Here is a 24,164-nt window from a genome sequence, read left to right as displayed (position 1 = left end):
CGGACAGCTCGGGAAGCGGTATCAGCGGTAGTCGTCCTCGTCCACGGGAACCACCCGGGTCTGCTCGCTGGCGTCGGCCTCGTCGGCCTTCGCGGGATCGATGCCGGTCAGCGGGTCGTCCTCCTGCGGAGTGAGGTCCTTCCGCTGCTCCTCGCTGTCGGCCGGATCGGCCTCGGCGTTCTGGTCGGTCGGCATGGCTGCTCCCCTTCCCTCTCTACCGAGAGTAGGAGCCCGCGCCCCGGAGCGCGATGTGTCTGTGACGGCGAACACACGGATACCCGCGTGATCGTCTCGTAACATCGCCTTATGTCTTCGACCGAGCTGCCGGGAATCGCGGCCGCCGCCCCGGCAACAGGAGCGAGCACCGTACGGATCGGGGCGGGAGAGACGCTGCGGACCGTCACGCTTCCGGGACTGACGCTGACCGTCCGCTCCCGGCCCCCGGCGCGGGCCGGGCTGCCGCCCGCGCTCTTCGTGCACGGGCTCGGCGGGTCCTCGCAGAACTGGTCGGCGCTGATGCCCCTCGTCGACGACATCGTGGACAGCGAGGCGCTCGACCTGCCCGGTTTCGGCGACTCGCCGCCGCCGGACGACGGGAACTACTCGGTCACCGGGCACGCCCGTGCGGTGATCCGGATGCTCGACGCGGGCGACCGGGGCCCGGTCCACCTGATCGGCAACTCGCTGGGCGGCGCGGTCACCACACGCGTCGCCGCCCTGCGCCCCGATCTGGTGCGCACCCTGACCCTGATCTCACCGGCCCTGCCCGACCTGCGGGTGCAGCGCACGGCCGCGCCCACCGCGCTGCTCGCGGTGCCCGGTGTCGCCGGTCTCTTCCAGCGGCTCACCAAGGACTGGACACCCGAGATGCGCACCCGCGGCATGCTCGGGCTCTGTTACGGCGACCCGTCGCGGGTCAGCGACGAGGGCGTGCGCAACGCGGTCGAGGAGATGAAACGCCGCCTGGAACTGCCGTACTTCTGGGATGCGATGACCCGGTCGGCGCGCGGCATCGTCGATGCGTACACACTGGGCGGGCAGCACGGGCTGTGGCGTCAGGCGCAGCGGGTGCTGGCGCCTACGCTGCTGGTGTACGGAGTCCGGGACCAGCTCGTCTCGTACCGTATGGCCCGTAAGGCGGCTGCCGCGTTCCGCGGTTCCCGGCTGCTGTCGCTGCCCGATGCCGGGCATGTGGCGATGATGGAGTACCCGGAACTGGTCGCGACCGCCTTCCGGGAGTTGCTGAACGACAACAACAGCAGTGGGAGCTGATCCGGGGAGTGGGACGTCACAGCCGTCGGGACGATGCGCCTCAGGGCGTGGAAGACACCTCCGGCGACACCGCCGTTGACGGCGCGGACACCGGCGCGCAGGTACGTGCCGGGACCGGGACCGGACGCCGCAGGAGGGCGGCCGAGGAGACGGCGCCGCCGCAGGTGCGGGGCGGCCACCCCCAGCAGCCCGAGTGGAACGCGCCGGGCCCCGAGCGGTACGGCGCCTGGCAGGGCGCTCAGCGACGTCCCCAAGTACCCGGCCCCCGCAAGGAGTTCGTCGATGCCTTCGCGGACCTCCCCGGCGGGGACCCGGGCGCCGGCGGCTCCGGCGCGACGGGAGCTGCGACGGGGGCCGCGGCCGGGACCGGTACGAAGAGCCCTGCGGCGGGAGCGGGCCGTCCCGCGACGGCCGGCGCCCCGGGCAGCCAGGGCACTTCAGGCAGTCAGGGCAAGGGCACATCGGGCACCGCCGTCGCCCCCGACCCCTCAGTCGCCTCAAGCCCCCCGGACGCCTCAAGCCCCTCGGACGCCGCTGCCGTCGCCGACTCCGGTACCCGCAGCGACGGCACCGGCGGCTCCGGGACCGGCCAGGACGGCACGGACGGGGCGGACGGCACCGGGGGCAAGGGCGGCAAGGGCCGTACCTTCGCCGGGATCGCCGCCGCCGCGGTGATCACTGTCCTCGCCGTCGTGGTCGCCGGTCAGGTCACCGGCGGAGGGGACAGCCACGGCGACAGCCGCGCCACGGGCCAGGTCAAGCGGGGTACCGGCCAGGGGTCTGCCTCGCGCGGCGACATCCGGGTGACGCCGAAGGCCGCTCCGGTGCCCCTCACGTACACGCAGAAGATGTCCAAGCTGTATCCGCTCGCCCCGAAACTCAAGGCGTCCGGCGACTTCTCCGTGGTCCCGGGGTCGGCCAAGGCGCCGGGCCAGGGGCAGAAATACCGCTACCGGGTGGATATCGAGAAGGGAATGGGCCTCGACGGCACCCTGTTCGCCGACGCGGTCCAGAAAACCCTGAACGACAAGCGGAGTTGGGCCCACAACGGGGCCAAGACATTCGAGCGCATTTCGTCCGGGCACCCGGATTTCGTGATTACGCTGGCCAGCCCCGTCACCACCGCCGACTGGTGCGCCAAATCCGGTCTCGAGACGCTCGAAGAGAATGTGTCCTGCGATTCGGCGGCCACCGACCGCGTGATGATCAACGCCTACCGCTGGGCCCAGGGGTCGACGACCTACGGGGACAGCAAGATCTATCCGTACCGGCAGATGCTGATCAACCACGAAGTCGGCCACCGGCTCGGCCACAACCATGTGAGCTGCCGCACCCCCGGCGCCCTCGCGCCGGTCATGCAGCAGCAGACCAAGTCGCTGGACATCGACGGGATCAAGTGCCGGGCCAACCCCTGGGTGTATCCCACCGGATGAGACAGCTGTCTCATCGGGTCGTCCAGTCACGTTGACATCGGTCGAGCGGTCGTTCATATTTCTCGGCATGCCGCGCTGCCCCGAGTCCTCCGATCACACCGCTCTTGAGCTGGTGCTGTTCGGCGTGACCGCGCACTGCGTCGCCGACATTCTCTGTCGCTGACACCGCCTGCCCCGGCGTGTGTCGGCCTTTCCTCCTGCCGCGCCCGGGCCTCTTCCACCCGCAGGCGCGGCATTTCTGTTTCTCCCGGTGCTCACTTCCGGCGCTGCTGCCTGTGCGGATCCCTGTCACTTTCCGCGTTCAGCACACCGAGAGGTGCCTTTCCGATGCGTCATCCGTCCCCACGCGCAGCGTCCTTGGCGGCCGCGAGTCTGGTTCTGGCCCTGGGCGCTGCCGCCTGCGCCGGGCCCAAGGACAGCGGCGACGCCACGTCCGGAGCCCAGGGCAAGCCCCAGAAGGGCGGCAAGCTCACCGTCCTCAACAGCCAGCCGCAGACGGACTTCGACCCCGCGCGCCTCTACACGTCGGGCGGCGGCAACGTCCCCTCGCTGGTCTTCCGTACGCTCACCACCCGCCACCGTGCCAACGGCGCCGCCGGTGCGAAGGTCGTCCCCGACCTCGCCACCGACATCGGCAGACCCAGCAAGGACGCCACCGTCTGGACGTACACCCTCAAGAAGGGGCTGCGGTACGAGGACGGCACCCCCATCACCTCCGGCGACATCAAGTACGGCATCGAGCGGTCCTTCGCCGGCGAGCTGTCCGGCGGGGCGCCGTATCTGCGGGACTGGCTCATAGGCGGGGCCCAGTACCAGGGCCCGTACACGGCGGGAGCCGACGGCAAGAAGGGCAAGGGCCTCGACTCCATCGTGACGCCCGACGACCGGACCATCGTCTTCCACCTGAACAAACCCGAGGGCGAGTTCCCCTATCTGGCGACGCAGACCCAGACCACTCCCGTACCGAAGGCCAAGGACACCGGCACCAAGTACGAGGAGCACCCGCTCTCCTCGGGCCCGTACAAGGTCGTCAAGAACGAGAACGACGGCGAGCGGATCACCCTCGCGCGCAACACGCAGTGGTCCGCGAAGACCGACAGCGAACGCAAGGCCTACCCCGACACCATCGACGTCCGCTCCGGGCTCGACTCCTCGGTCATCAACCAGCGGCTCGCCAGCTCGCAGGGCGCGGACGCCGCCGCCGTGACCACCGACACCAACCTCGGCCCGGCCGAGCTGGCGAAGGTCACCGGTGACAGGAAGCTCGCCTCGCGCGTCGGCACCGGGCACTTCGGTTACACGAACTACCTCGCCTTCAACCCGAAGGTGAAGCCGTTCGACAACCCGAAGGTGCGCCAGGCCGTCTCGTACGCGGTGGACCGCACGTCGGTGATCAACGCGGCGGGCGGTTCCGCACTCGCCGAGCCCGCCACCACCTATCTGCCCAACCAGAAGTCCTTCGGGTACACGCCGTACGACCACTTCCCGGCGGGCGCCACCGGCAACCCGGGCAAGGCGAGGACGCTGCTGAAGCAGGCCGGCTACCCCAAGGGCCTGACCGTCACTCTCACGCACTCCAACGCCAAGGACTTCGAGACCAGCCCGGAGATCGCCACCGCCGTGCAGGAATCCCTCAAGAAGGCGGGCATCACCGTCAAGCTCCGGGGTCTTGAGGACAACGACTACAAGGACAAGACCAAGAACGCGAAGACCGAACCGGGCCTCTTCCTCGCCCACTGGGGCGCCGACTGGCCCTCCGGCGGCCCCTTCCTCGCCCCGATCTTCGACGGGCGCCAGATCGTCAAGGACGGCGCCAACTTCAACACCGGCTTCCTGAACGACCCGTCGGTCAACAAGGAGATCGACGCGATCAACAAGCTGACCGACCTGAGCGCCGCCGCCCGCCGCTGGGGCGCGCTGGACAAGAAGATCGGCGCACAGGCGCTGACCGTGCCGCTCTTCCACCCGGTCTACAAGCGGCTCTACGGCGAGGACATCAAGAACGTCGTGATCAGCGACTGGACCGGTGTGCTCGACATCTCCCAGGTAGCGGTCAAGTAACCATGTCGGAAGCCCTGTTGGCCAACGGAGCGGGGACCGCCGTCGCGGTCCCCGCCTCCGGGGCCCGTCAGTTCTGGCGGCGGCTGCGCGGACAGCGCGCCGCCGCCGTGGCGGCGATCGTCGTCGCCCTGCTCATCCTGGTCGCGCTCGGCGCGCCGCTGCTCACCGCCCTGGAGGGCCAGGACCCCAACGCCTACCACCCGGCTCTCATCGACTCGGCGCGCGGCGGTGTCCCCGTCGGGCCGCTCGGGGGCATCAGCGCCGACCACTGGCTCGGCATCGAACCGCAGACCGGCCGTGACCTCTTCGCCCGGCTGGTCTACGGGGCCCGGGTCTCGCTCTCCGTCGCGTTCGCCGCGACCCTCGTACAGGTGCTGCTCGGTGTCGTCCTCGGGGTCGCGGCGGGGCTCGGCAACAAGCTCGTCGACAACGTCCTCAGCCGGATCACCGACGTCGTCGTGGCGATGCCGCTGATGGTGCTCTCGCTCGCGCTGATGGCGATCGTCCCCGACACATTCCCGCGGCCGGTGCTGGTCTCGCTCGTCATCGGCCTCGTCGCCTGGGGCGGTACGGCGAAGATCGTCCGGGCCGCGACGCTGAGCCTCAAGTCGCTCGACCATGTCGCGGCGGCCCGGCTCAGCGGCTGGAACCAGTGGCAGATCGCCCGCCGCGAGCTGCTGCCGTCGCTGGCCGCACCCGTGATCACGTACGCCGCGCTGCTCTTCCCCTCGAACATCTCGGCCGAGGCCGCGCTGTCCTTCCTCGGGGTCGGCGTCAAACCGCCCACCCCCTCCTGGGGACAGATGCTCACATCGGCCGACGTCTGGTACCAGGCCGCGCCGCAGTACCTGCTGCTCCCGGCCGGGATGCTCTTCCTCACCGTCGTCTCGCTGACGGTGCTCGGTGACGGTGTACGGACCGCACTCGACCCGCGTGCCGCCTCCCGGCTGCGGATCGGCACCGGACGCAAGCGCGAGAAGGAGGCTGCGGCATGACGGGCTTCCTGCTGCGGCGCCTCGCCGGCGCCGCCGTCACCCTCCTCGCGATCTCCGTGATCATCTACGCGGTCTTCTACGTCGCCCCCGGCAACGTCGCGCAGATCACCTGCGGACCGCGCTGCTCACCGTTCCAGGTGCACCAGGTCAGCGAGCAACTGCACCTCGGTGACCCGCTGTACGTGCAGTACGGGCACTTCCTTCAGGGCATCTTCGCCGGCCGGGACTTCTCCACCGGCACCTCGGTGCTGCACTGCCACGCGCCCTGCCTCGGCCTCTCGTACCGCACCGACCAGCAGGTCACCCAGCTGATCCTCACCAAGCTGCCGGTCACCGCGTCGCTCACGCTCGGCGCGATGGTGATGTGGCTGGTCCTCGGGGTCGGCACCGGTGTCCTCTCCGCCTGGCGGCGCGGGCGGCCCACCGAGCGGCTGCTCACCGGGGTCACCCTGGCCGGTACCGCGACACCCGTCTTCGTCATCGGCCTGGTGCTGATGATCGTGGTGTGCGGGACGCTGGGCTGGCTGCCGTATCCGCAGTACGTGCCGTTCTCGGACGACCCCCAGCAGTGGGCGTGGAACCTGCTGTTGCCCTGGCTCTCGCTCGCCCTGATCGAGTCCGCCAAGTACGCCCGGCTGACCCGGGCCTCGATGCTGGAGACGCTCGCCGAAGACCATGTGCGGACCTTCCGCGCGTACGGGGTGAGCGAGCGCCGCATCATCGGACGGCACGCGCTGCGCGGGGCCCTCGCTCCGATCATCGCGCTCAACGCCAATGACTTCGGGTCGATGTTCGGCGGCGCCGTACTGACCGAGTCGCTCTTCGGCATCCCCGGGATCGGGCGCGAACTCGTCCACGCGGTCAACGTGGTGGACCTGCCGGTGGTGGTCGGCATGGTGCTGGTCACCGGCTTCTTCGTGGTGCTCGCCAATGCCGCGGCGGACGTGCTGTACGCGGTGGCCGACCGACGGGTGGTCCTGACATGAGTACGGGTGGTCCTGCCATGAGTCTGGTCGACGTCCGGGACCTCTCGGTCACCTTCGACGGGTCCGTACGGGCGGTCGACGGGCTGTCGTTCACGCTGGAGGCGGGCGGCGCGCTCGGCGTCGTCGGTGAATCCGGCTCCGGCAAGAGCGCGTCCGCGTACGCCCTGCTCGGGTTGCACCGGGGGAGCGGCGCACAGGTCACCGGGTCGGTGACGGTGGCCGGTGTGGACGTGGGGACGGCGTCCGACGCCGAACTGCGCGGGCTGCGCGGCGGGAAGGCCGCGATGGTCTTCCAGGACCCGCTCTCCTCGCTGGACCCGTACTACGCGATCGGTGACCAGATCGCCGAGGTGTACCGGGTCCATGTGAAGACCTCACGCCGGGCGGCCCGTGCGCGGGCGGTCGAGGTGCTCGACCGGGTGGGCATCCCGGACGCCGCGCGGCGCGCCAGGTCGCGGCCGCACGAGTTCAGCGGCGGGATGCGCCAGCGGGCGCTGATCGCGATGGCACTGGCCTGCGAGCCGCGGCTGCTGATCGCGGACGAGCCGACGACCGCGCTGGACGTCACCGTGCAGGCGCAGATCCTCGATCTGCTGCACGGGCTGCGGCAGGAGACCGGGATGGGGCTGCTGCTGGTCACCCACGACGTGGGTGTCGCGGCGGAGTCGGTCGACGAGGTGCTGGTGATGAAGGAGGGACGGGCGGTGGAGCGCGGCCCGGTGGCGGGGGTGCTCGGGGCACCGCGCGAGCCGTACACCAAGGCGCTGCTCGCCGCGGTGCCGCGGGTGGAGGCACCACGCGTGGATCCACCGCTGGTGGAGGCGGCGGAGGGTGCTCCGGTGCGGGCGGCCCCCGGGGCCGGGGACCCGCCGCTGGTCGAAGCCGTCGACGTACGGCGGGTGTTCGGCCGGGGGAAGTCCGCGCTCGCCGCGGTCGACGGGGTGTCACTCGCCGTCCACCGGGGCGAGACCCTGGGCATCGTCGGCGAGAGCGGCAGCGGCAAGACCACGCTCGGGCGGATGCTCGTCGGGCTCCTGGAACCCACGTCGGGGCGCCTGCACCGGGCCGACCGGGTGCAGATGGTCTTCCAGGACCCGGTGTCTTCGCTCAACCCCCGCCGGTCCGTGGGCGAGTCGGTCGCGGACCCGCTGCGGGCGCGCGGCGACCGGGACGAGTCGCTGATCCGGGACCGGGTCCGCGATCTGCTGAGCCGGGTCGGTCTGGACGCGGCCCAGTACGACCGCTATCCGCACGAGTTCAGCGGTGGTCAGCGCCAGCGGGTCGGGATCGCGCGGGCGCTCGCCGCCGAGCCGGAGCTGATCGTCTGCGACGAGGCGGTCTCCGCGCTCGATGTGACGACCCAGGCCCAGGTCACCGCCCTGCTGGCCGAGTTGCAGCGGGAGCTGGGGCTCGCCCTGGTCTTCGTCGCGCACGACCTCGCGGTGGTGCGCCAGGTCAGCGACCGGGTCGCCGTGATGCGGCAGGGCCGGATCGTCGAGGAGGGCGATGTGGACAGCGTGTACGGCGCCCCGCAGGACCCGTACACCAAGCAACTGCTGGCCGCCGTCCCCACGCTCGACCCGGTGCTCGCCGCGGCGCGCCGCGCGGCCCGGACGGAGCTCGCCGGGGTCTGACGGGCCCCGGCCCCGGGTGACCGAGAGGCACCGTAGCGCCACGGAACGCTACTGGTGGGAGAAAGTTACGACGGTTCACCCCTTCTGGTGGCGCGATGGACAACCGTCCATCGCGCCACCTCTGTCCGCTTACGGTCGTCCCGCTGCGAGTCGCCGTCACCAACGGCGGCTGCCTGAAGGGAGACCGGGGGTGTGCTCATGCGGACAGGACTGCTTACGGATGGTGGTTATCCGTATGCGACAGGTGAGTCGCGACTCTGGTGCGACCGGCTGGTGCGCGGTCTCGACCAGCACGAGTTCGATGTCTACGCACTGAGCCGCAGCGCGCACCAGGAGGCGTCCGGGCGGGTGGAACTACCGCCCCAGGTACGCCGGGTGCGCACCGCCCCGCTCTGGACGGCGCCCACCGCGGGCCGTGCTTACGGGCGCCGCGACCGGCGCCGCTTCGCCGGACACTTCGGCGAACTGGCGGCCGCCGTCTGCGGCGGAGGCCCGGACTTCGCCGCCGGACTCTACGGTCTGGCCGAACTGGCCAGGGAGCGCGGCGGGCTGCACACGGCGCTCCGCTCCGAGACCGCCGTACGCGCCCTGGAGTCCGCGTGCCGTGCGCCCGGCGCGGGACGCACCGTGCAGGCCGCCGGAATCCCCGACCACCTCGCCTTCGCCGGCCTCCTCGAACGCGCGCTGCGGCCGCTCTCCCTCGACTGGTACACCGAGGACGGCCTGGGGTCGGTGGACCTCTGCCACGCCGCGGCGGGCGGCACGGCGGCGCTGCCGGGACTGCTGGCCAAACGCTTCTTCGGGGTGCCGTTGCTCGTCACCGAGTACGGGATCCAGCTCCGCTCGCACTTCCTCGCGGGCGGTGACCGGAGCGCACCGGTACGGGCGCTGCTCGCCGCCTTCCACCGCGCGCTCGCCGCCGAGGTGTACGCACAGGCCGCGGTGATCACCCCCGGCAACACACACGCCCGCCGCTGGCAGGAGAAGTGCGGCGCCGACCCCGCGAAGGTGCGTACGGTCCACCCCGGCATGGAGGCGGCGCGCTTCACCGCCGTGGGGGAGGGCGCGGACCCGGGCGACCCGGCGACCCTGGTCTGGGTCGGGCGCATCGAACCCGCCAAGGACCTGATCTCCCTGCTGCACGCCTTCGCCGAGGTGCGCAGGCAGGAGCCGGGCGCGGTGCTGCGGATCGTCGGAACCCCTGCCGAAGGCCCCGGGGGTGCGGCCCATCTCGCCCACTGCCGGGCGCTGGCCGCTCAGCTGTTCCCCGACGAGGCGGCCGGCGCGCACGCCGTCGGCACCAACCCGGTGGCCTTCGAGGAGATCGGCGGCCCGGAGGCCCCGGAACTCGCCGACGCCTACGCGGGAGGCGCGGTCGTCGTGCTCTCCAGCGTGGTGGAGGGGTTCCCGGTGAGCCTGGTGGAGGCGATGTTCTGCGGCCGGGCGACGGTCTCCACGGATGTGGGGGCCGTGGTCGAAGTCATCGGCGGTACGGGGCTCGTGGTGCCGCCGCGCAACCCCCGTGCCCTGGCCGACGCCTGTCTCGCCCTGCTGCGCGACCCCGCGCGCCGGGAGCGGCTGGGTGCGGCGGCGCGTGCGCGGGCGCTCGAACTGTTCACGGTCGAGCAGAATCTCGCGGCATTTCGCGGCATTTACCTCGATCTGATCTCGCACTGTCCGGTACGGCGTGCGCCGGAGCACGACACCGGGGAGCCCCGGCCGTTCGCACATCCGGCGGAGTCGCACGTCCCGGGGAACTGGACGGCCGGTGGCGGCGGCCCGGTCCGTACCCCGAGCTGGGCCTGGGCGGGGCCGGGGCCGGGTGACGGCTCGCTCGCCGGTGCCGGTGGAGGTGGCACGCCGGGTGCGGTGCGGGTGGACGGACTGCGTGCGGGCGGGCTGCCGGTGGGCGTGCCGGCTGCGGATGCCCTGGCGGTGGCCGTGCCGGTGTCGCGGGCTGCCGGTGCGGTGGCCGCGATGGGGGAGGGCGGCCGGTGAGCGGGGGCCGGGCGGCGTCGATAGCCGCGTCCCGGTGGAGCCCGCGGGAGTTCCCGCCGGGGATCCCGCCGGAGTCGAGCGAGCGCGGGGCGAGAGCGCGGAAGCAGGGGGCGTACGCCGGTGCGCGCGGGGTTGTGGTGGCGCCACTCCCGTCACCGGAGCGGGGCTCCGCACGCGCCACCGGACGCTCCGGCGCATGCCCCGGCTCGGGCCGGCCCGCGGCGCACACCCCGGTCCGGCCCCCGCACCGCGACCTCGTCCCCGTTCGCCGTCTCCGGCCCCCACTCACCTGCCAGCGCCGAGAGGTCGCCGTATGAGCACCCCCCGTACCACCGAGCCCGCGCCGCTCGACGGGCCGCGGCCGCCCGTCGGCGCCGACGCCTGGGACGACCGGTCCGAAGCCGTACTCGGCGAAGCGGCCGGGGAGCCGGGACCCCCCGTGCGCAAGGGCGTGCGCGGTCCCGCCGACCCCGTACGGGCACTGATGCACCGGCACCGCGAGCTGTGCGAGCAGGCCGTCGACCCGCTGGAGATCGCCGCCGGTCTCGAAGCGCACGGAATCACCGACCGGACGGCCGCCCGCTTCCGGCACCGGGATGTCTTCTCGCTCGCCGACGAGCTGTACGCCCGGGTCCCCCGGGGCGCGGAGGCCGAAGACGCCGAACCGGCGCGCACGTCGGCCGCCGTTCCGCGCGCTCCCTTCGACGGACTGCTGCCCGGTGCCTGCGCCGTCGCGACGGCCGCCGGTGCCGGACTGACCCACGGCGGCGGCAGGCTCGCGGCCGAGGCGGCCCTGACCGGACTGGCCCTCGCCGTCACCCTGCGCCGCGGCCCGCTGCGCGCCAGGGGGCGCACGGTGCCCGCCGCGCGCCTGTACGTCTGCTGGCTGATCGGCTACGCGCTCTGCGGCGACGGCCTCCTCGACCAGTTCCAGCGGGGCGGCCCCGACGGCCCGTGGCCGCTCTCCGGAATCGCGGTGGCCGGTCTCGCCGTGGCCGTCGCGCCCGCCGCCTGGTGTGTCCGGCTCTTCGCGCGGCTGGCCGGGCGCAAGCTCGCGACCAGCCGCGGAACCGCGGAGTTCGCGGCGCACGCCAGGCCGCTCGTGGTCCTGGTCACCGTGGTGTACGCGGCCGTGCCCGCCGCCCTGCTGTTCGTCCCCGGCTTCAGCGCGGGAGCGGCCGCACTCGCCGTCCTGCTCCTGCTCTCCCGGCTGCTCACCGTCCACGGCCTCCCCGGCGGCGCGGCCGCCGCGCTCGCCACCGCCTGCGCGGGGGAGGCGCTCGCGCTGGCGTCCGTCCTCATCGGCCGCCTCCCCGGCTGCCGCGTCATCGCCGCTCCCGTCGACGCCCTGGGCGCGGCAGCCGTACCGGCCGTCGTCTGCGGAGCGGCGGCGCTCGCCCTGCTGGTGCACGCCACCGCCGCACTCTCCCGCGCCTCGGCGCACACCTGAAGCGGCGGCCGGCCACCCGCCGGACCGCCCCCGAAACTCCCGCGGAGCCGACGCCGCGGGCCGACCACCCGGTAACACCTCAGAAGGAGAACGAAAAATGAGCCCCGAACTTCCAGCACCGTCCCGTCGGTATCGAGAGGCGGCCGCGCGATGAGGGTGCTGCTGCTCGGAGCCAACGGATATCTCGGCCGCTATGTGGCCGACCGCCTGCTCGCCGACCCCGCCGTGCACCTCACGGCCCTCGGACGCGGTGACGACGCCGACGTCCGCTTCGACCTCGCCAGCGGCAGCCCGGGAGCGCTCACCCGCTTCCTGGACGCCGTCCACCCCGGGGTCGTCATCAACTGCGCCGGTGCCACCCGCGGCGGCGCCCGCGATCTGACCCGGCACAACACCGTCGCCGTCGCCTCCGTCTGCGAGGCGCTGCGCCGCAGCACCTGCAACGCGCGGATGGTGCAGCTCGGTTGCGCCGCCGAGTACGGACCGAGCCAGCCCGGCTCATCCACCGCCGAGGACGCGGTCCCGCGCCCCGGCGGCCCGTACGGGGTCTCCAAACTGGCCGCCAGTGAGCTGGTGCTCAACTCGGGCCTCGACGCGATCGTCCTGCGGGTCTTCTCGCCGGTCGGCCCCGGCACCCCCGCGGGGTCCCCGCTGGGCCGGCTCGCCGAGGCGATGCGCCGTGCGATGCAGGCCGGGGACAAGGAGCTGAAGCTCTCCGGACTCGGTGTCCAGCGCGACTTCGTCGATGTACGGGACGTGGCGCGCGCCGTCCACGCGGCGTCGCTCTCCGCCGCCCAGGGCATCGTCAACATCGGTACGGGCCACGCGGTGAAGCTCCGTGACGCCGCCGCCGTCCTGGCCAGGGTCGCCGGATTCGGCGGCACGCTCCACGAGCTGGACGCACCCCAGCACCGTCACTCGGGACTGGTCGCGCCGCGCCCCTCGGAGCCGGTCATGGACCATCTGGCCGCGCCCTCCCCGTATCCGGACGGCTGCGGCAGCTGGCAGCAGGCGGACGTGCGCACCGCCCGCGACCGCCTCGGCTGGCGCCCGCGCATCAATCTGGAGGAGTCGCTCGCCGACATCTGGATGGAGGCGGCATGCCGCATCTGACCCCGGGCGCGACCCTCTCGGCCGAGCTGGGATTCGGCGTACCGGGGTACGCGCACCCGCTGGTCGCACCGGTCGAGTGGGCCGAACTGGCCCGGCCGGGAACGCCGTTGCACTGGGTCGTCCTCAACGTCGCCAACGGCCCCGGCGCCCGGCCCGACCCGCACTGCCTGGCGGCGGCGGGCCGGCTGCGGAACGCGGGGACGCGGGTGCTCGGCCATCTCGACATGGCCCACGGCACCCGCCCCTTCGGCGAGCTGATCGCGGAGGCCCACCGGTTCACCGACTGGTACCGCACCGACGGCTTCTTCCTCGACCGGGCCCCGGCCGGGCGCCCCGACCTGCCCGAGACCCGGCGGATCGCCGGTGCCCTCAGGTCGGTGACGGGGCCGGGCGGCCATCTGGTGCTCGGACACGGCGTCCACCCGTACCCCGGATACGCCGAGACCGCCGACCAGTTGGTCACCTTCAGCGGCCCCTGGACGGACTACCGCTGGTCGCAGGTGGCGGAGTGGACCGCCGGGTACGACCCGTCGCGGTTCGCCCACTTCGTACACGGCGTCCCGCGCACACACCTGGAGGAGGCCGTCCGGATCGCCCGCTGGCAGGGGGCGGGCACGATCTTCTTCACCGACCGGACCGACGGCACTCATGGCGCCGCATCCGACTCCACCGCGGGCAGGCCGGAGGAGCACGCGCCGTTCGAGGCGCTGCCCGGCTACTGGGACGAAATCGTCTCGCGGATCGGACCTGGTGTCTCGGAATGAGAAGGGGCGTGGCAGTGTTACGGAAGAACCATCGTACGTAGATACCGACCAACGGAGTCCCCGTGTCGCTGCCACCCCTGGTCGAGCCAGCTGCTGAACTCACCGTCGACGAGGTCCGCAGGTACTCCCGCCACCTGATCATCCCCGATGTCGGGATGGACGGGCAGAAGCGGCTGAAGAACGCCAAGGTGCTCGCCGTGGGCGCGGGCGGCCTCGGCTCCCCCGCCCTCATGTACCTGGCCGCGGCCGGTGTGGGCACGCTGGGCATTGTGGAGTTCGACGAGGTCGACGAGTCGAACCTGCAGCGCCAGATCATCCACAGCCAGGCCGACATCGGCCGTTCCAAGGCCCAGTCGGCCAAGGACACGGTCCTCGGGATCAACCCCCTGGTGAACGTGATCCTTCACGAGGAGCGGCTTGAGGCCGAGAACGTGATGGACATCTTCTCCCAGTACGACCTGATCGTGGACGGCACGGACAACTTCGCCACCCGCTACCTGGTCAACGACGCGTGCGTGCTGCTCAACAAGCCGTACGTCTGGGGCTCCATCTACCGCTTCGACGGCCAGGCGTCGGTCTTCTGGTCCGAGCACGGTCCCTGCTACCGCTGCCTCTACCCGGAGCCGCCGCCCCCCGGCATGGTCCCCTCCTGCGCCGAGGGCGGCGTGCTCGGCGTGCTCTGCGCGTCGATCGGCTCCATCCAGGTCAACGAGGCGATCAAGCTGCTCGCCGGGATCGGCGACCCGCTGGTCGGCCGCCTGATGATCTACGACGCCCTGGAGATGCAGTACCGCCAGGTCAAGGTCCGCAAGGACCCCGACTGCGCGGTCTGCGGTGAGAACCCCACCGTCACCGAGCTCATCGACTACGAGGCCTTCTGCGGCGTCGTGTCCGAGGAGGCCCAGGAGGCGGCGGCCGGTTCGACGATCACTCCCAAGCAGCTCAAGGAGTGGATCGACACCGACGAGAAGATCGAGATCATCGACGTCCGCGAGCCGAACGAGTACGAGATCGTCTCGATCCCGGGCGCGAAGCTGATCCCGAAGAACGAGTTCATCATGGGCACCGCCCTGTCGGACCTCCCGCAGGACAAGAAGATCGTCCTGCACTGCAAGACGGGTGTCCGCTCGGCCGAGGTCCTGGCCGTGCTGAAGTCCGCGGGCTTCGCGGACGCCGTCCACGTGGGCGGCGGCGTGATCGGCTGGGTCAACCAGATCGAGCCCGAGAAGCCGGTGTACTAGACCGGAGCACGACTGAGCAGAAGGGGCGGCCCGCACGGGATGTGCGGGCCGCCCCTTCCGCGTGCGCTCCGCGAGAGCGTGGCGGTGGCCGGTCCGGCGCTCTGCCGCTCTGCCGCTCTGCCGCTCTGACGGTCTGCCGCGGTGCCGCCCGTGTCGCTGTGCCGCCGTGCGGTCGGCGCTACTGTGAGAGGAGAGGTACGACAAAAGCCGCATATCCGCCAGATGGGATCTCTCCATGCCGCTCGCCCGCAGCCTCTCGCGTGTGCTCGTGGAGCGGAAGACGACGCGAAGGCAGCGCACCGTGTTCCTCGCGTTCCTGCTCGTCGTGCTGGCCGTGATCATGGCCGTGGAGTCCGTCACCCCCGGAGACCTGCGGGTGGTGCTGTTCGCGAGTCTGGTCCCGCTCGTCGGCGCCCTCGTGCTGAGCGTCCTGACCACCGCCGCGCTGGCCACCCTCGCCGGTATCTGCATCGCCGTCTCGTACCCGCTCTTCGCGCCGCACGAGCGCGATCCCGGCCAGATGGCGGTCGTGCTCGGCGCGACCTGGACGGTCGGCATGCTCGCGCTGCTCATCGCGCGGCTCGGCTCCCAGCGGCAGTCCCTCCTGGAGCAGACCCGCGGCGCCGCGGAGGCGGTTCAGCGCGCGCTGCTGCGGCCGTTCCCGCTGCGCACCAGGGACTTCGAGGCGTACGGGGTCTACCTCGCCGCGGACGAGTACGCGCGGGTGGGCGGCGATCTGTACGAGCTGATCGAGTCGCCCTTCGGGACCCGGGTGCTCGTCGCCGACGTGCGCGGCAAGGGACTCGACGCCATCAACGCGGGCGCGGCCGTACTCAGCGCCTTCCGGGTGGCGGGGTACGAGGAAGCGGGCCTCTCGGACCTGACCCGGCGCATGGAGAACATACTGGACCGCTACAACGAGTACGCCGAGACCATCGGCCAGCAGCCGCGTCATGTCACCGCGCTCCTGGTGGAGTTCGGGCCGGACCGGCAGCGGATGCGGCTGGTGAACTGCGGCCATCTGGAGCCGTTCGCCATCCGCGGGTCCGGTGCGCGGCAGATCGGCCTGGGAGAGGCCGGACTCCCGCTGGGGCTGGGGTTCCTGGTCCCCGAGGAGGAACGGGCACGCGCCGTCGTGGAGACGCGACTGCCCTACGGGGCCCGGCTGCTGCTGTTCACGGACGGGGTCACGGAGGCCCGGGACAGCCGGGGGGTCTTCTACCCGCTGGCCCGGCGGCTGGAGAACTGGACCGGTCTTGAACCGGCCGCCCTGGTGCGGGAGATCGAGGAGGACCTGCACGATTACGTCGGCGGTCGGCTCCACGACGACGCGGCGATCCTGGTGGTCACCGCCCGCTGAGCAGGCCCTTCTCCGGAGCCGGGCCGGGGTGGGCGAGTGGCAAACGGCTCCGGGCGGGCAGCGGTTGGGACGTGGCGACGGGTGCGGGCCGGGACTTTTGTCCTGCCGGAGTGCGGACGGTTCACTCTGCCGCCCGAGGTGCCCGGCGCGGGAAGCTTCCCCTGTCGGAAACGAAGCCTCAGGGGGAGCCGGAAATGACCGCAGTGGGCGCAGTGAGCACGGAGCAGATCGCCGCACGGAGCACGGTACCGAGCACCGGGCAGGACAAGACCGCACATGGCACCGCACCGGCGCCCGTGGAGATCAGGCCGCTGCCCAACTGGTACTTCCCGATCGTCGGCACCTTCGCGGGCGTCTTCGACATCGCCCGGGCCTACCCGGCCGCGTACTGGCTGATCCCGGTGGTCGCCGCGGTGAACCTGACGCTCTCGCTCACGGTCCTGCGGACCCGGATGCGCTTCATGCGGGCGCTCTGGAAGAACAAGCGCACCCGGCTGCTGGCCGTCGGCCTGGTCGCGCTGCGGTTCGCGGTCCGCGGAGCGCTGGGGCTCGCCGGGTTCGCCGTGGGGGCGGCCGTCGGCAGCGTGGTGATCGGTGTGGTGATGGCCGTACTGGGCACGGCGATGGCATGGGGTGACCAGTGGCTGATCCTGCGGACTCTGGAGCGGACCCGGGCCCGGACGGCGCAGGGCGCCTGAACGGCGGCGCAGGGCGCCTGAACGACAGCGCCGGGCGCCTGAACGGCGGCGCGGGACAACGCCCCAGCGACCCCGGCGGCCGCCCGACCCGGCCCTGTCCGGCCGACCGGACAGGGCCTAGAGGGCTCCCCTGCGCGTCAGATAGTTGAAGCACAGCCAGCCGGGCAGCACCGGAAGCCAGAACGTCAGCAGCCGGAAGAGCAGCACGGCGGCGGCGGCGGTGCCCGGGTCGACGCGGGCGATGATCAGCGCACCGGTCAGCGCCGTCTCGACTGCCCCCACCCCGCCGGGGGTCGGTACGGCGGACCCCACCGCGTTCGCGGTCAGGAAGACCACGGCGATGCTCGCGTAACTTATGGTCGAGCCGCCGCCGAAGGCCCGGATCGAGGCATCGAGACACATCACGAACGTGCCGGTCAGCAGCAGCATCCCGCCGATCCCGGTGAGCAGCTTGCGGGGCTGCTGGAGCACGTCGAGCATGCGTGGCACCACCCCGGCGAACAGCGAACGCACCCGCGTGACGACGAACTTCCGCAGGATCGGCACCGCCGTCACCACCAGCGCGAGCACCGCGGCCGTCAGCAGGCCGGCGATCACCGTGCGGGAGGGGGTCAGTGACGGGGTCTGCTCGGTACCCGTCACATAGCCGAAGACCATCAGCAGCAGGATGTGGCTGGCGAGCCCGAAGAGCTGCGAAGCCCCGACACTGGCCACCGCGAGCCCGGGGCGCACGCCCGCGCGTTGCAGGAAACGGGTGTTGAGCGCCACCCCGCCGACCGCGGCGGGCGCCACCAGCTTCACGAAGGACCCGGCGACCTGCGCCGACACGGCCCGCAGGAACGGCACCTTCTCGGGCACGAAGCCGAGCAGGCTCATCGCCGCCGCCACATAACTCACCGCGGAGAACAGCACTGCCAGGGCGACCCAGCCCCAGCGCGTGGTGGTGATCAGCTGGTGGTACGGGATGTTCGCCAGCTGCGAGAGCAGGAAGTACGCGGCGACGGACCCGGCGATGACGGTGAACAGGGTGCGGAGCTTGACGCGCTCCAGCCGTACCGGTTCGGCGTGCGCCTGCGGGCGGATCAGCAGCACCTGGTGGCGGATCTGCGAGAGCAGATCCTCTTCCCGGGCCCCGTCCAGCGCGTCGTCGATGGCCTCCTTCTCGGCCTTCTTCTCGGCACGGGCGCTCTTGCGGCTGTCGTCCGGTGCCGCGTCGGCCCCGGCCTTCGCCCGCTTCGCCGCCTCCGATGCCTCGATCACGGCTTCGCGCTCGCGCTGCGCCCGCTCCCGTGCCAGCTGGCGCAGGGTCGCCCGGGTCGACCGGCTCAGCGCCAGCGGCTGGAGCAGCGGCAGGCTGTCGGCCACCTTGTCGGGACCGATGACCGCCACGGCGGAGGCGACCGAGCGCTCCGCCCCGGCCCGCAGCCCCAGCGTGGTGAGCAGCTGCGCGATGTCCATGCGCAGCACGATGTCGCTCGCCGCGATCTCGCCGCCGCGCAGATCGGTGAGGATCACCCGGCCCGACCGGTCCACCAGGATCGCGTCGCCGACCAGTCTGCGGTGCGCGATACGGCGGGACTGCAGCGCCTGCATCTGCCGCCAGGCGTTCCGCATCAGCTCGTCGGTGATCTCCTCGTCGGGCAGCGAGTCGAGGGAGCGGCCCCCGGTGTGCTCGTACACGAGCATCACCGCGTCGGGGCCCAGCTCGGACGTGGCGATCAGCTTCGGCGCGTTCGCCCCGGCGGCGATGGCCGCGTACGCGAGGAGTGCCTCCTGCTCCAGGGCCTGCCGCAGTGACTGGATGGAGCGGCCGGTGGAGATCGACCGCAGGGTGAGGCGGCGCCACACCCGGTAGAAGAAGCCCTGCGCCTGTTGCTCCCGGTCGACGACGGTGACGTCGAGCGGTCCGCCGTCCTCCAGCGTGACGAAGTAGCGGCGGCCCCGGTCGCCCTGTTCGGCGGAGTCGGGGATGTCCTCGGCACGCATCGCGCTGACCGGGTTGAAGCCGACGTGCCGCAGCCCGGCGAGCAGCTGGCGGCCGGTGGGGCGGACGTTGGGTGAGCCGACCGCGTACAGGGTGCCGTAGGCGACGGTCCAGCCCAGCAGGATCGTCACGATGATCGAGAAGGGCGTGGTCTGCCGGCCGACCAGCACGGCGAAGGAGTTGACGAGCAGCACCACCCAGAGCGCCACCCGCCAGCGCGGCCTGCGGGCCATGCCGACGGCCGTCATATAGGCGATGACGGGGGCGAGATAGCCGTGCACGGGGTCGGTGAGCGTGCCGTTGGTGAGGGACTGGGTGAGCGCCTCCGTGATCGACTTGGGTGCGGCCTTGGCGACCCAGAGGTCGGTGGCGAGCGCCGCGCCGTGGGCGAGTACGGCGGCCAGCACGCCGTCCGCGATCCGCAGACCGTCCCGTTTGACCAGCCGTTCGATCGCGAAGGCGACCGGCAGGATCAGTATGGCGATGGACGAGAAGAGCCCGGCGAGCTTGAGGAGCAGGTCGGGTGTCTGGACGGTGCCGTTGTGGATGTCCTCGGCGAGACCCGAGGTCGTGCCGTGGGCGAACGCCGCGATGGCGAGGACCAGCGCGATGGCCAGGATGCCGGTGAGCAGGCGCAGCAGGTCCGACGGGCGGTGCACCCGGGCGGCGAGCAGCGGCTCGTCCCCGGAGACCCGGTCGATGGCGGTGGCCCCGCTGAACTCGGGGTGCGCGTCCGGACCGGGGTGCGATCCGGTGCCGGGGCGTGATTGTGGTTCCGGGTGCGATCCGGTGCCGGCGGCCGGTCCGGGCTCCGGACCTGATCCGGTCCCCGGGTGTGATCCGGTCCCGGACTCCGTGCCGTCGGCCGGACCGGAGCCCGCCCCCGGCACGTCCGGCCCTTTCCCCGGCCCGTCGCCCGACGCCGGGCCGTCGCCCGGGCCCGGACCCGTCTCCGGTTCGCCCGGAGGGGTTTCGGAGTCGGGGGCGTCCGCCGCCTCCGGTGGCTCCTGCACGCCTGGCCCCTCCGTCGGTTCCTTCTGGTCTCGTATCACTGCGCTCCACCTCGGGGTGCTGGGCCCGCGGGCCCAGCGGCCGGGCGCTGCTCGCGGGAAGCCCGGCCACCGCCCGGACGATGGTGGCATGTCCGGGCGGCGCCGGCGGGCATCAGGGCCCCTTTGCGGAAAATCGCCCGGTCTGCGGCGAGCCCGGCGCGATGTCGGCGCTGTGGTGCAGGATGGGCCGGGTGAGTGCTGAGCTGCCGGAGTACGCGGAACGGGTGCTGGACGTCGCGGAGCTGATCCCGCCCGGCCGCGTCATGACGTACGGGGACATCGCCGAATGGCTGGGAGAGGGCGGCCCGCGCCAGGTGGGCCGGGTGATGACCCTCTACGGCAGCGCCGCCCCGTGGTGGCGTGTGGTGCGCTCGGACGGTGCGCTGCTCGCGGGCCACGAGCTGCGGGCCCTGGAGCACTACCGGGCGGAGTCCACCCCGCTGCGGGACGCCTCCCGGGCCGCACGCGAGGCGGACGGCCATCTGCCGCGCCTCGACATGCGGCGGGCGCGGTGGGACGGCGGCGACGGGGCTCATGTCTGACAGCTTCCGCCATTCGGCCCTCCCGCGGGTGGTCTGAGACCCGTACGGAGTACGCGCGGCCCGGGCCACTGTCGTCCCGGTCACACCGCCCGACGGCGTAGCGTCGGCGGGGCACCGCGGGCACGCCCCCGCCCCTTCCGCCCGCACATCCACGCACCCCTTCCAGGACCGGCGATCCACGTGAGCACCTCCACTTCCCACCGGGTACGGCAACGGGCCCCGGGCGCGTACCGACTGGTGCGCACCCCGCCGGGCACCGTGGATCCACCCGTACTGGACGCACGGCAGCGCGCGGTGGTTGATCACCGCACCGGGCCGCTGCTGGTCCTGGCCGGGCCGGGCACCGGCAAATCCACCACGCTCGTGGAAGCGGTGGCCCGGCGCATCGCCGACGGGACGGATCCCGAACGGATCCTCGTCCTCACCTTCAGCCGCCGGGCCGCGGTGGAGCTGCGCGACCGGATGGCCGTACGGATCCAGGGCAGCGGGCCCGGGCCGCTCCCCGGCGGGTCCGCCGACGGCGCGGGCGGCGCCGGATCCCGGATCGGCACGTACGGCCCGCAGGCGACCACCTTCCACTCCTTCTGCTACGCCCTGGTCCGCGCCCACCAGGACGCCGACCTCTTCGCCGAGCCGCTGCGGCTGCTGTCAGGGCCCGAGCAGGACGTCGCGGTGCGGGAGCTGCTGGCCGGGCAGGTCGACCTGGACCGGATCCGCTGGCCCGACGAGCTGCGGGCCTGTCTGACGACCCGCGGCTTCGCCGACGAGGTGCGCGCGGTGCTCGCCCGCAGCCGGGAGCTGGGGCTCGGCCCGGAGACCCTGGCCGCGTTCGCGGACCGCACGGGGCGCCCCGACTGGCACGCGGCGGCCGGGTTCCTCGCCGAGTACCTGGACGTCCTCGACGCGCAGGGCGTCGTCGACTACGCGGAGCTGGTGCACCGCGCGGTGCCGCTGGCCGAGCGGGCCGACCTCCGCTACGACGCGGTCTTCGTCGACGAGTACCAGGACACCGACCCGGCCCAGGTCCGGCTGCTGCACGCACTGGCGGGCGGCGGCCGGACCCTGGTCGCGTTCGGCGACCCGGACCAGTCGATCTACGCGTTCCGGGGCGCCGACGTGAACGGCATCCTGGACTTCCCCGACACGTTTCCCCGCACCGACGGCCGCCCGGCCCCCGTCGAGGTGCTGACCACCTCACGCCGCTCCGCCACGGCCCTGCTGACGGCGACCCGGCTGCTCACCCAGCGCATGCCACTGCCCCGGCTCCCGGCGGCGAAGGTGCGCGCGCACCGGGACCTGTCGGCGGTACGGGCCGGGGGCCGGGTCGAGGCGTACACCTACCCGACGGCCGGCACCGAGCTGGACAACATCGCGGACGTCCTGCGCCGGGCCCACCTGGAGGAGGGCGTGCCGTGGAACGACATGGCGGTCCTGGTCCGTGCGGGCGGCCGCTCCATCCCGGCGGTGCGCCGTGCACTGACCTCGGCCGGGGTCCCACTGGACATCGCGGGCGACGACGTACCGCTGCGCCACGAGCCCGCGGTCACCCCGCTGCTGACGGCGCTGCGGGCGGTGGCGGAGGCGGCACTGACAGGGGCAGGGGCAGGGGCAGGGGCAGGGGAAGAGGAAGCGGAAGCGGAAGGGGACCAGGTGGCCGGAGGCGGGGCCCCCGCCGCCCGGCTGTCCACCGAGACGGCTCTCGCGCTCCTCACCTCGCCGCTCGGCGGCATGGACGCCGCCGACCTGCGCCGCCTCGGCCGCGCCCTGCGCGACGAGGAACGGGCGGGCGGCAACAGGCTGCCCGCGCCGTCCGACGAACTGCTCGCCCGCGCACTGGCCGAGCCCGGACGGCTGATCGCGCACGACCCCGCGTACGCCAGGGGCGCTCAGCAGCTCGGCAAGCTCCTGAGCAGGACCCGCGCGCTCCTGGAGAACGGCGGCACCGCCGAACAGGCCCTCTGGGAGCTGTGGAGCGGCACCGGCTGGCCCCGGCGCCTGGAGCGCGCCACCCTGCGGGGCGGGGCCGCCGGGCGCAACGCCGACCGCGACCTGGACGCCGTGTGCGCGCTCTTCGACACCGCGGCCCGCGCCGAGGAACGCACCGGCGGGCGCGGCGCGCTCAACTTCCTGGAAGAGGTCGACGCCCAGGACATCGCCGCCGACACCCTGTCGAAGCGGACCGTGCGCCCCGAGGCGGTCCAGCTCATGACCGCACACCGCGCCAAGGGCCTGGAGTGGGGCCTGGTCGTCGTCGCCGGTGTGCAGGAAGGGCTGTGGCCCGACCTCAGGCGGCGCGGCTCCCTGCTGGAGGCGGACCGGATCGGGCGCGACGGGATCGCCGAACCGCTCAGCCCCGGTGCGCTGCTCGCCGAGGAGCGCCGGCTCTTCTACGTCGCGGCCACCCGTGCCCGCGACCGGCTCGTCGTGACCGCGGTGAAGGCACCGGCCGACGACGGGGACCAGCCGTCGCGCTTCCTCACTGAGCTGGGGGTGGAGCCGAAGGACGTCACGGGCCGCCCCCGGCGCCCCCTCGCGGTGGCCCCGCTCGTCGCGGAGCTGCGCGCCACGACCGTCGACCCGAAGGCGTCCGCGGAGCTGCGCGAGGCCGCCGCCCACCGGCTCGCCCGGCTGGCCGCGCTCGCGGACGAGGAGGGCCAGCCGCTGGTGCCCGCGGCGCATCCGTACCGCTGGTGGGGGCTGTACGAGCCGACGCACTCCGCGGTCCCGGTGCGCGACCCCGCGCAGCCGGTCGCGCTCTCCGGGAGCGCCCTGGACCAGCTCGCCCACACCTGCTCGCTCCAGTGGTTCCTGGGCCGTGAGGTGAAGGCGGACGCGCCCGCCACCGCCGCCCAGGGTTTCGGCAACGTGGTGCACGTCCTCGCGGACGAAGTGGCGTCCGGGCGGACCCCGGCCGACCTGGCCGTCCTGATGGAACGGCTCGACTCGGTCTGGAACTCGCTCGCCTTCGACGCCCCCTGGAAGTCCGGCCAGGAGAAGGAGAACGCGCGCGCCGCGCTGGAACGCTTCCTGCGCTGGCACGTCATGGACCGCACGGGCCGCACCCCGGCCGCCACCGAGCACCCCTTCGACGTGACCCTGGAGGCCGGTGAGTACCAGGTGCGGATCCGGGGCTCCATGGACCGGGTCGAACGGGACGCGGAGGGCCGTGCGTACGTCGTCGACTTCAAGACCGGCAAGCAGGCGCCCACGAAGGACGAGGTGGCCCGCCATCCGCAGCTCGCGGTGTACCAGCTCGCGGTCCGCGAAGGAGCGGTGGACGAGGTCTTCGGCGGCATGCGCCCCGACGCGGGCGGCGCCGAGCTCGTACAGCTGCGGCAGGCCGCCGCCAGGAAGGAGGGCGGGGACGCGCTGCCCAAGGTCCAGTCGCAGGAACCGCTCGCGGGGGAGTGGGTCGGCGACCTGCTGGCCACCGCCGCCGGGAAGGTGCTGGACGAGCGCTTCACACCGACGACGGGCAGCCACTGCACGCACTGCGCGTTCCGGGCGTCCTGCAGCGCCCTGCCCGAGGGGCGCCACATCGTCGAGTGACGGCGCTACGACGACAGCAGTACGTGAGCGGG

The 24,164-nt window shown here is 72.8% G+C and carries 19 protein-coding genes; 17 read left to right on the top strand and 2 right to left on the bottom strand.

What is annotated here, in order from left to right:
* Nucleotides 1-21: 21 nt before the first annotated feature.
* The gene (locus OG285_RS10585) at nucleotides 22-195 is read right to left on the bottom strand and encodes a hypothetical protein (protein ID WP_356827291.1); all 174 of its coding nucleotides are present in this window, start codon (nucleotides 193-195) and stop codon (nucleotides 22-24) included.
* Between the two features lie 111 nt (nucleotides 196-306).
* On the opposite strand from OG285_RS10585, the gene OG285_RS10580 reads away from it, so the two are divergent.
* From OG285_RS10580 to OG285_RS10510, 15 genes are all read left to right on the top strand, one after another.
* On the top strand, nucleotides 307-1,272 hold the full coding sequence (locus OG285_RS10580) for an alpha/beta hydrolase (RefSeq protein ID WP_356827290.1): 966 nt from the start codon (nucleotides 307-309) through the stop codon (nucleotides 1,270-1,272).
* 47 nt (nucleotides 1,273-1,319) lie between these two features.
* Complete coding sequence (locus tag OG285_RS10575; RefSeq protein ID WP_371790829.1) at nucleotides 1,320-2,705, top strand: DUF3152 domain-containing protein; 1,386 nt, start codon at nucleotides 1,320-1,322, stop codon at nucleotides 2,703-2,705.
* 67 nt (nucleotides 2,706-2,772) lie between these two features.
* Nucleotides 2,773-2,868: an Ms4533A family Cys-rich leader peptide gene (locus OG285_RS10570; RefSeq protein ID WP_356827288.1), complete on the top strand. Its 96-nt coding sequence runs from the start codon at nucleotides 2,773-2,775 to the stop codon at nucleotides 2,866-2,868.
* Nucleotides 2,869-3,032: 164 nt separating this feature from the next.
* Nucleotides 3,033-4,766, top strand: coding sequence for an ABC transporter substrate-binding protein (locus tag OG285_RS10565; RefSeq protein ID WP_371790828.1), 1,734 nt, complete (start codon nucleotides 3,033-3,035; stop codon nucleotides 4,764-4,766).
* 2 nt (nucleotides 4,767-4,768) lie between these two features.
* Complete coding sequence (locus OG285_RS10560; protein ID WP_371790827.1) at nucleotides 4,769-5,761, top strand: ABC transporter permease; 993 nt, start codon at nucleotides 4,769-4,771, stop codon at nucleotides 5,759-5,761.
* Nucleotides 5,758-6,747 carry an ABC transporter permease gene (locus OG285_RS10555; protein WP_356827285.1) on the top strand — a complete coding sequence of 330 codons (990 nt, stop codon included), beginning with the start codon at nucleotides 5,758-5,760 and terminating at the stop codon, nucleotides 6,745-6,747. Before OG285_RS10560 ends, OG285_RS10555 begins: the two co-directional genes overlap by 4 nt.
* A gap of 17 nt (nucleotides 6,748-6,764) precedes the next feature.
* Nucleotides 6,765-8,381, top strand: a complete 1,617-nt coding sequence (locus OG285_RS10550; RefSeq protein WP_371790826.1) for a dipeptide ABC transporter ATP-binding protein — start codon at nucleotides 6,765-6,767, stop codon at nucleotides 8,379-8,381.
* A 198-nt stretch (nucleotides 8,382-8,579) separates the two neighbouring features.
* Nucleotides 8,580-10,379: a DUF3492 domain-containing protein gene (locus OG285_RS10545; RefSeq protein ID WP_371790825.1), complete on the top strand. Its 1,800-nt coding sequence runs from the start codon at nucleotides 8,580-8,582 to the stop codon at nucleotides 10,377-10,379.
* A gap of 313 nt (nucleotides 10,380-10,692) precedes the next feature.
* Entirely contained in the window at nucleotides 10,693-11,829 is a 1,137-nt protein-coding gene (locus OG285_RS10540; protein ID WP_371790824.1) for a hypothetical protein, read from the top strand.
* Between the two features lie 150 nt (nucleotides 11,830-11,979).
* Entirely contained in the window at nucleotides 11,980-12,942 is a 963-nt protein-coding gene (locus tag OG285_RS10535) for an NAD-dependent epimerase/dehydratase family protein (protein WP_356827281.1), read from the top strand.
* On the top strand, nucleotides 12,930-13,706 hold the full coding sequence (locus tag OG285_RS10530; RefSeq protein ID WP_356827280.1) for a spherulation-specific family 4 protein: 777 nt from the start codon (nucleotides 12,930-12,932) through the stop codon (nucleotides 13,704-13,706). Before OG285_RS10535 ends, OG285_RS10530 begins: the two co-directional genes overlap by 13 nt.
* 62 nt (nucleotides 13,707-13,768) lie before the next feature.
* Nucleotides 13,769-14,947 carry an adenylyltransferase/sulfurtransferase MoeZ gene (gene moeZ / locus OG285_RS10525; protein ID WP_371790823.1) on the top strand — a complete coding sequence of 393 codons (1,179 nt, stop codon included), beginning with the start codon at nucleotides 13,769-13,771 and terminating at the stop codon, nucleotides 14,945-14,947.
* A 235-nt stretch (nucleotides 14,948-15,182) separates the two neighbouring features.
* A complete protein-coding gene (locus OG285_RS10520) occupies nucleotides 15,183-16,307 on the top strand; it encodes a PP2C family protein-serine/threonine phosphatase (RefSeq protein ID WP_356827278.1) in 1,125 nt (374 codons plus the stop codon).
* A gap of 194 nt (nucleotides 16,308-16,501) precedes the next feature.
* Nucleotides 16,502-17,005, top strand: coding sequence for a hypothetical protein (locus tag OG285_RS10515; RefSeq protein WP_356827277.1), 504 nt, complete (start codon nucleotides 16,502-16,504; stop codon nucleotides 17,003-17,005).
* A complete protein-coding gene (locus tag OG285_RS10510) occupies nucleotides 16,948-17,154 on the top strand; it encodes a hypothetical protein (RefSeq protein WP_371790822.1) in 207 nt (68 codons plus the stop codon). The genes OG285_RS10515 and OG285_RS10510 overlap by 58 nt, the downstream gene beginning before the upstream one ends.
* Here OG285_RS10510 and OG285_RS10505 read toward each other — a convergent pair.
* On the bottom strand, nucleotides 17,123-20,002 hold the full coding sequence (locus OG285_RS10505; protein WP_371790821.1) for a lysylphosphatidylglycerol synthase domain-containing protein: 2,880 nt from the start codon (nucleotides 20,000-20,002) through the stop codon (nucleotides 17,123-17,125). The genes OG285_RS10510 and OG285_RS10505 overlap by 32 nt on opposite strands.
* A 200-nt stretch (nucleotides 20,003-20,202) precedes the next feature.
* Here OG285_RS10505 and OG285_RS10500 point away from each other — a divergent pair, with 200 nt between their 5' ends.
* Complete coding sequence (locus tag OG285_RS10500) at nucleotides 20,203-20,583, top strand: MGMT family protein (RefSeq protein ID WP_356827275.1); 381 nt, start codon at nucleotides 20,203-20,205, stop codon at nucleotides 20,581-20,583.
* Between the two features lie 174 nt (nucleotides 20,584-20,757).
* Nucleotides 20,758-24,132: an ATP-dependent helicase gene (locus OG285_RS10495; RefSeq protein ID WP_371793497.1), complete on the top strand. Its 3,375-nt coding sequence runs from the start codon at nucleotides 20,758-20,760 to the stop codon at nucleotides 24,130-24,132.
* Nucleotides 24,133-24,164 lie beyond the last annotated feature (32 nt).

Source organism: Streptomyces sp. NBC_01471 (assembly GCF_041438865.1).
In the GTDB taxonomy this organism is placed as follows: Bacteria; Actinomycetota; Actinomycetes; order Streptomycetales; family Streptomycetaceae; genus Streptomyces.
The sequence above is the reverse complement of the archived record's forward strand: the minus strand, read 5'-3'. Positions and strand labels throughout refer to the sequence as shown.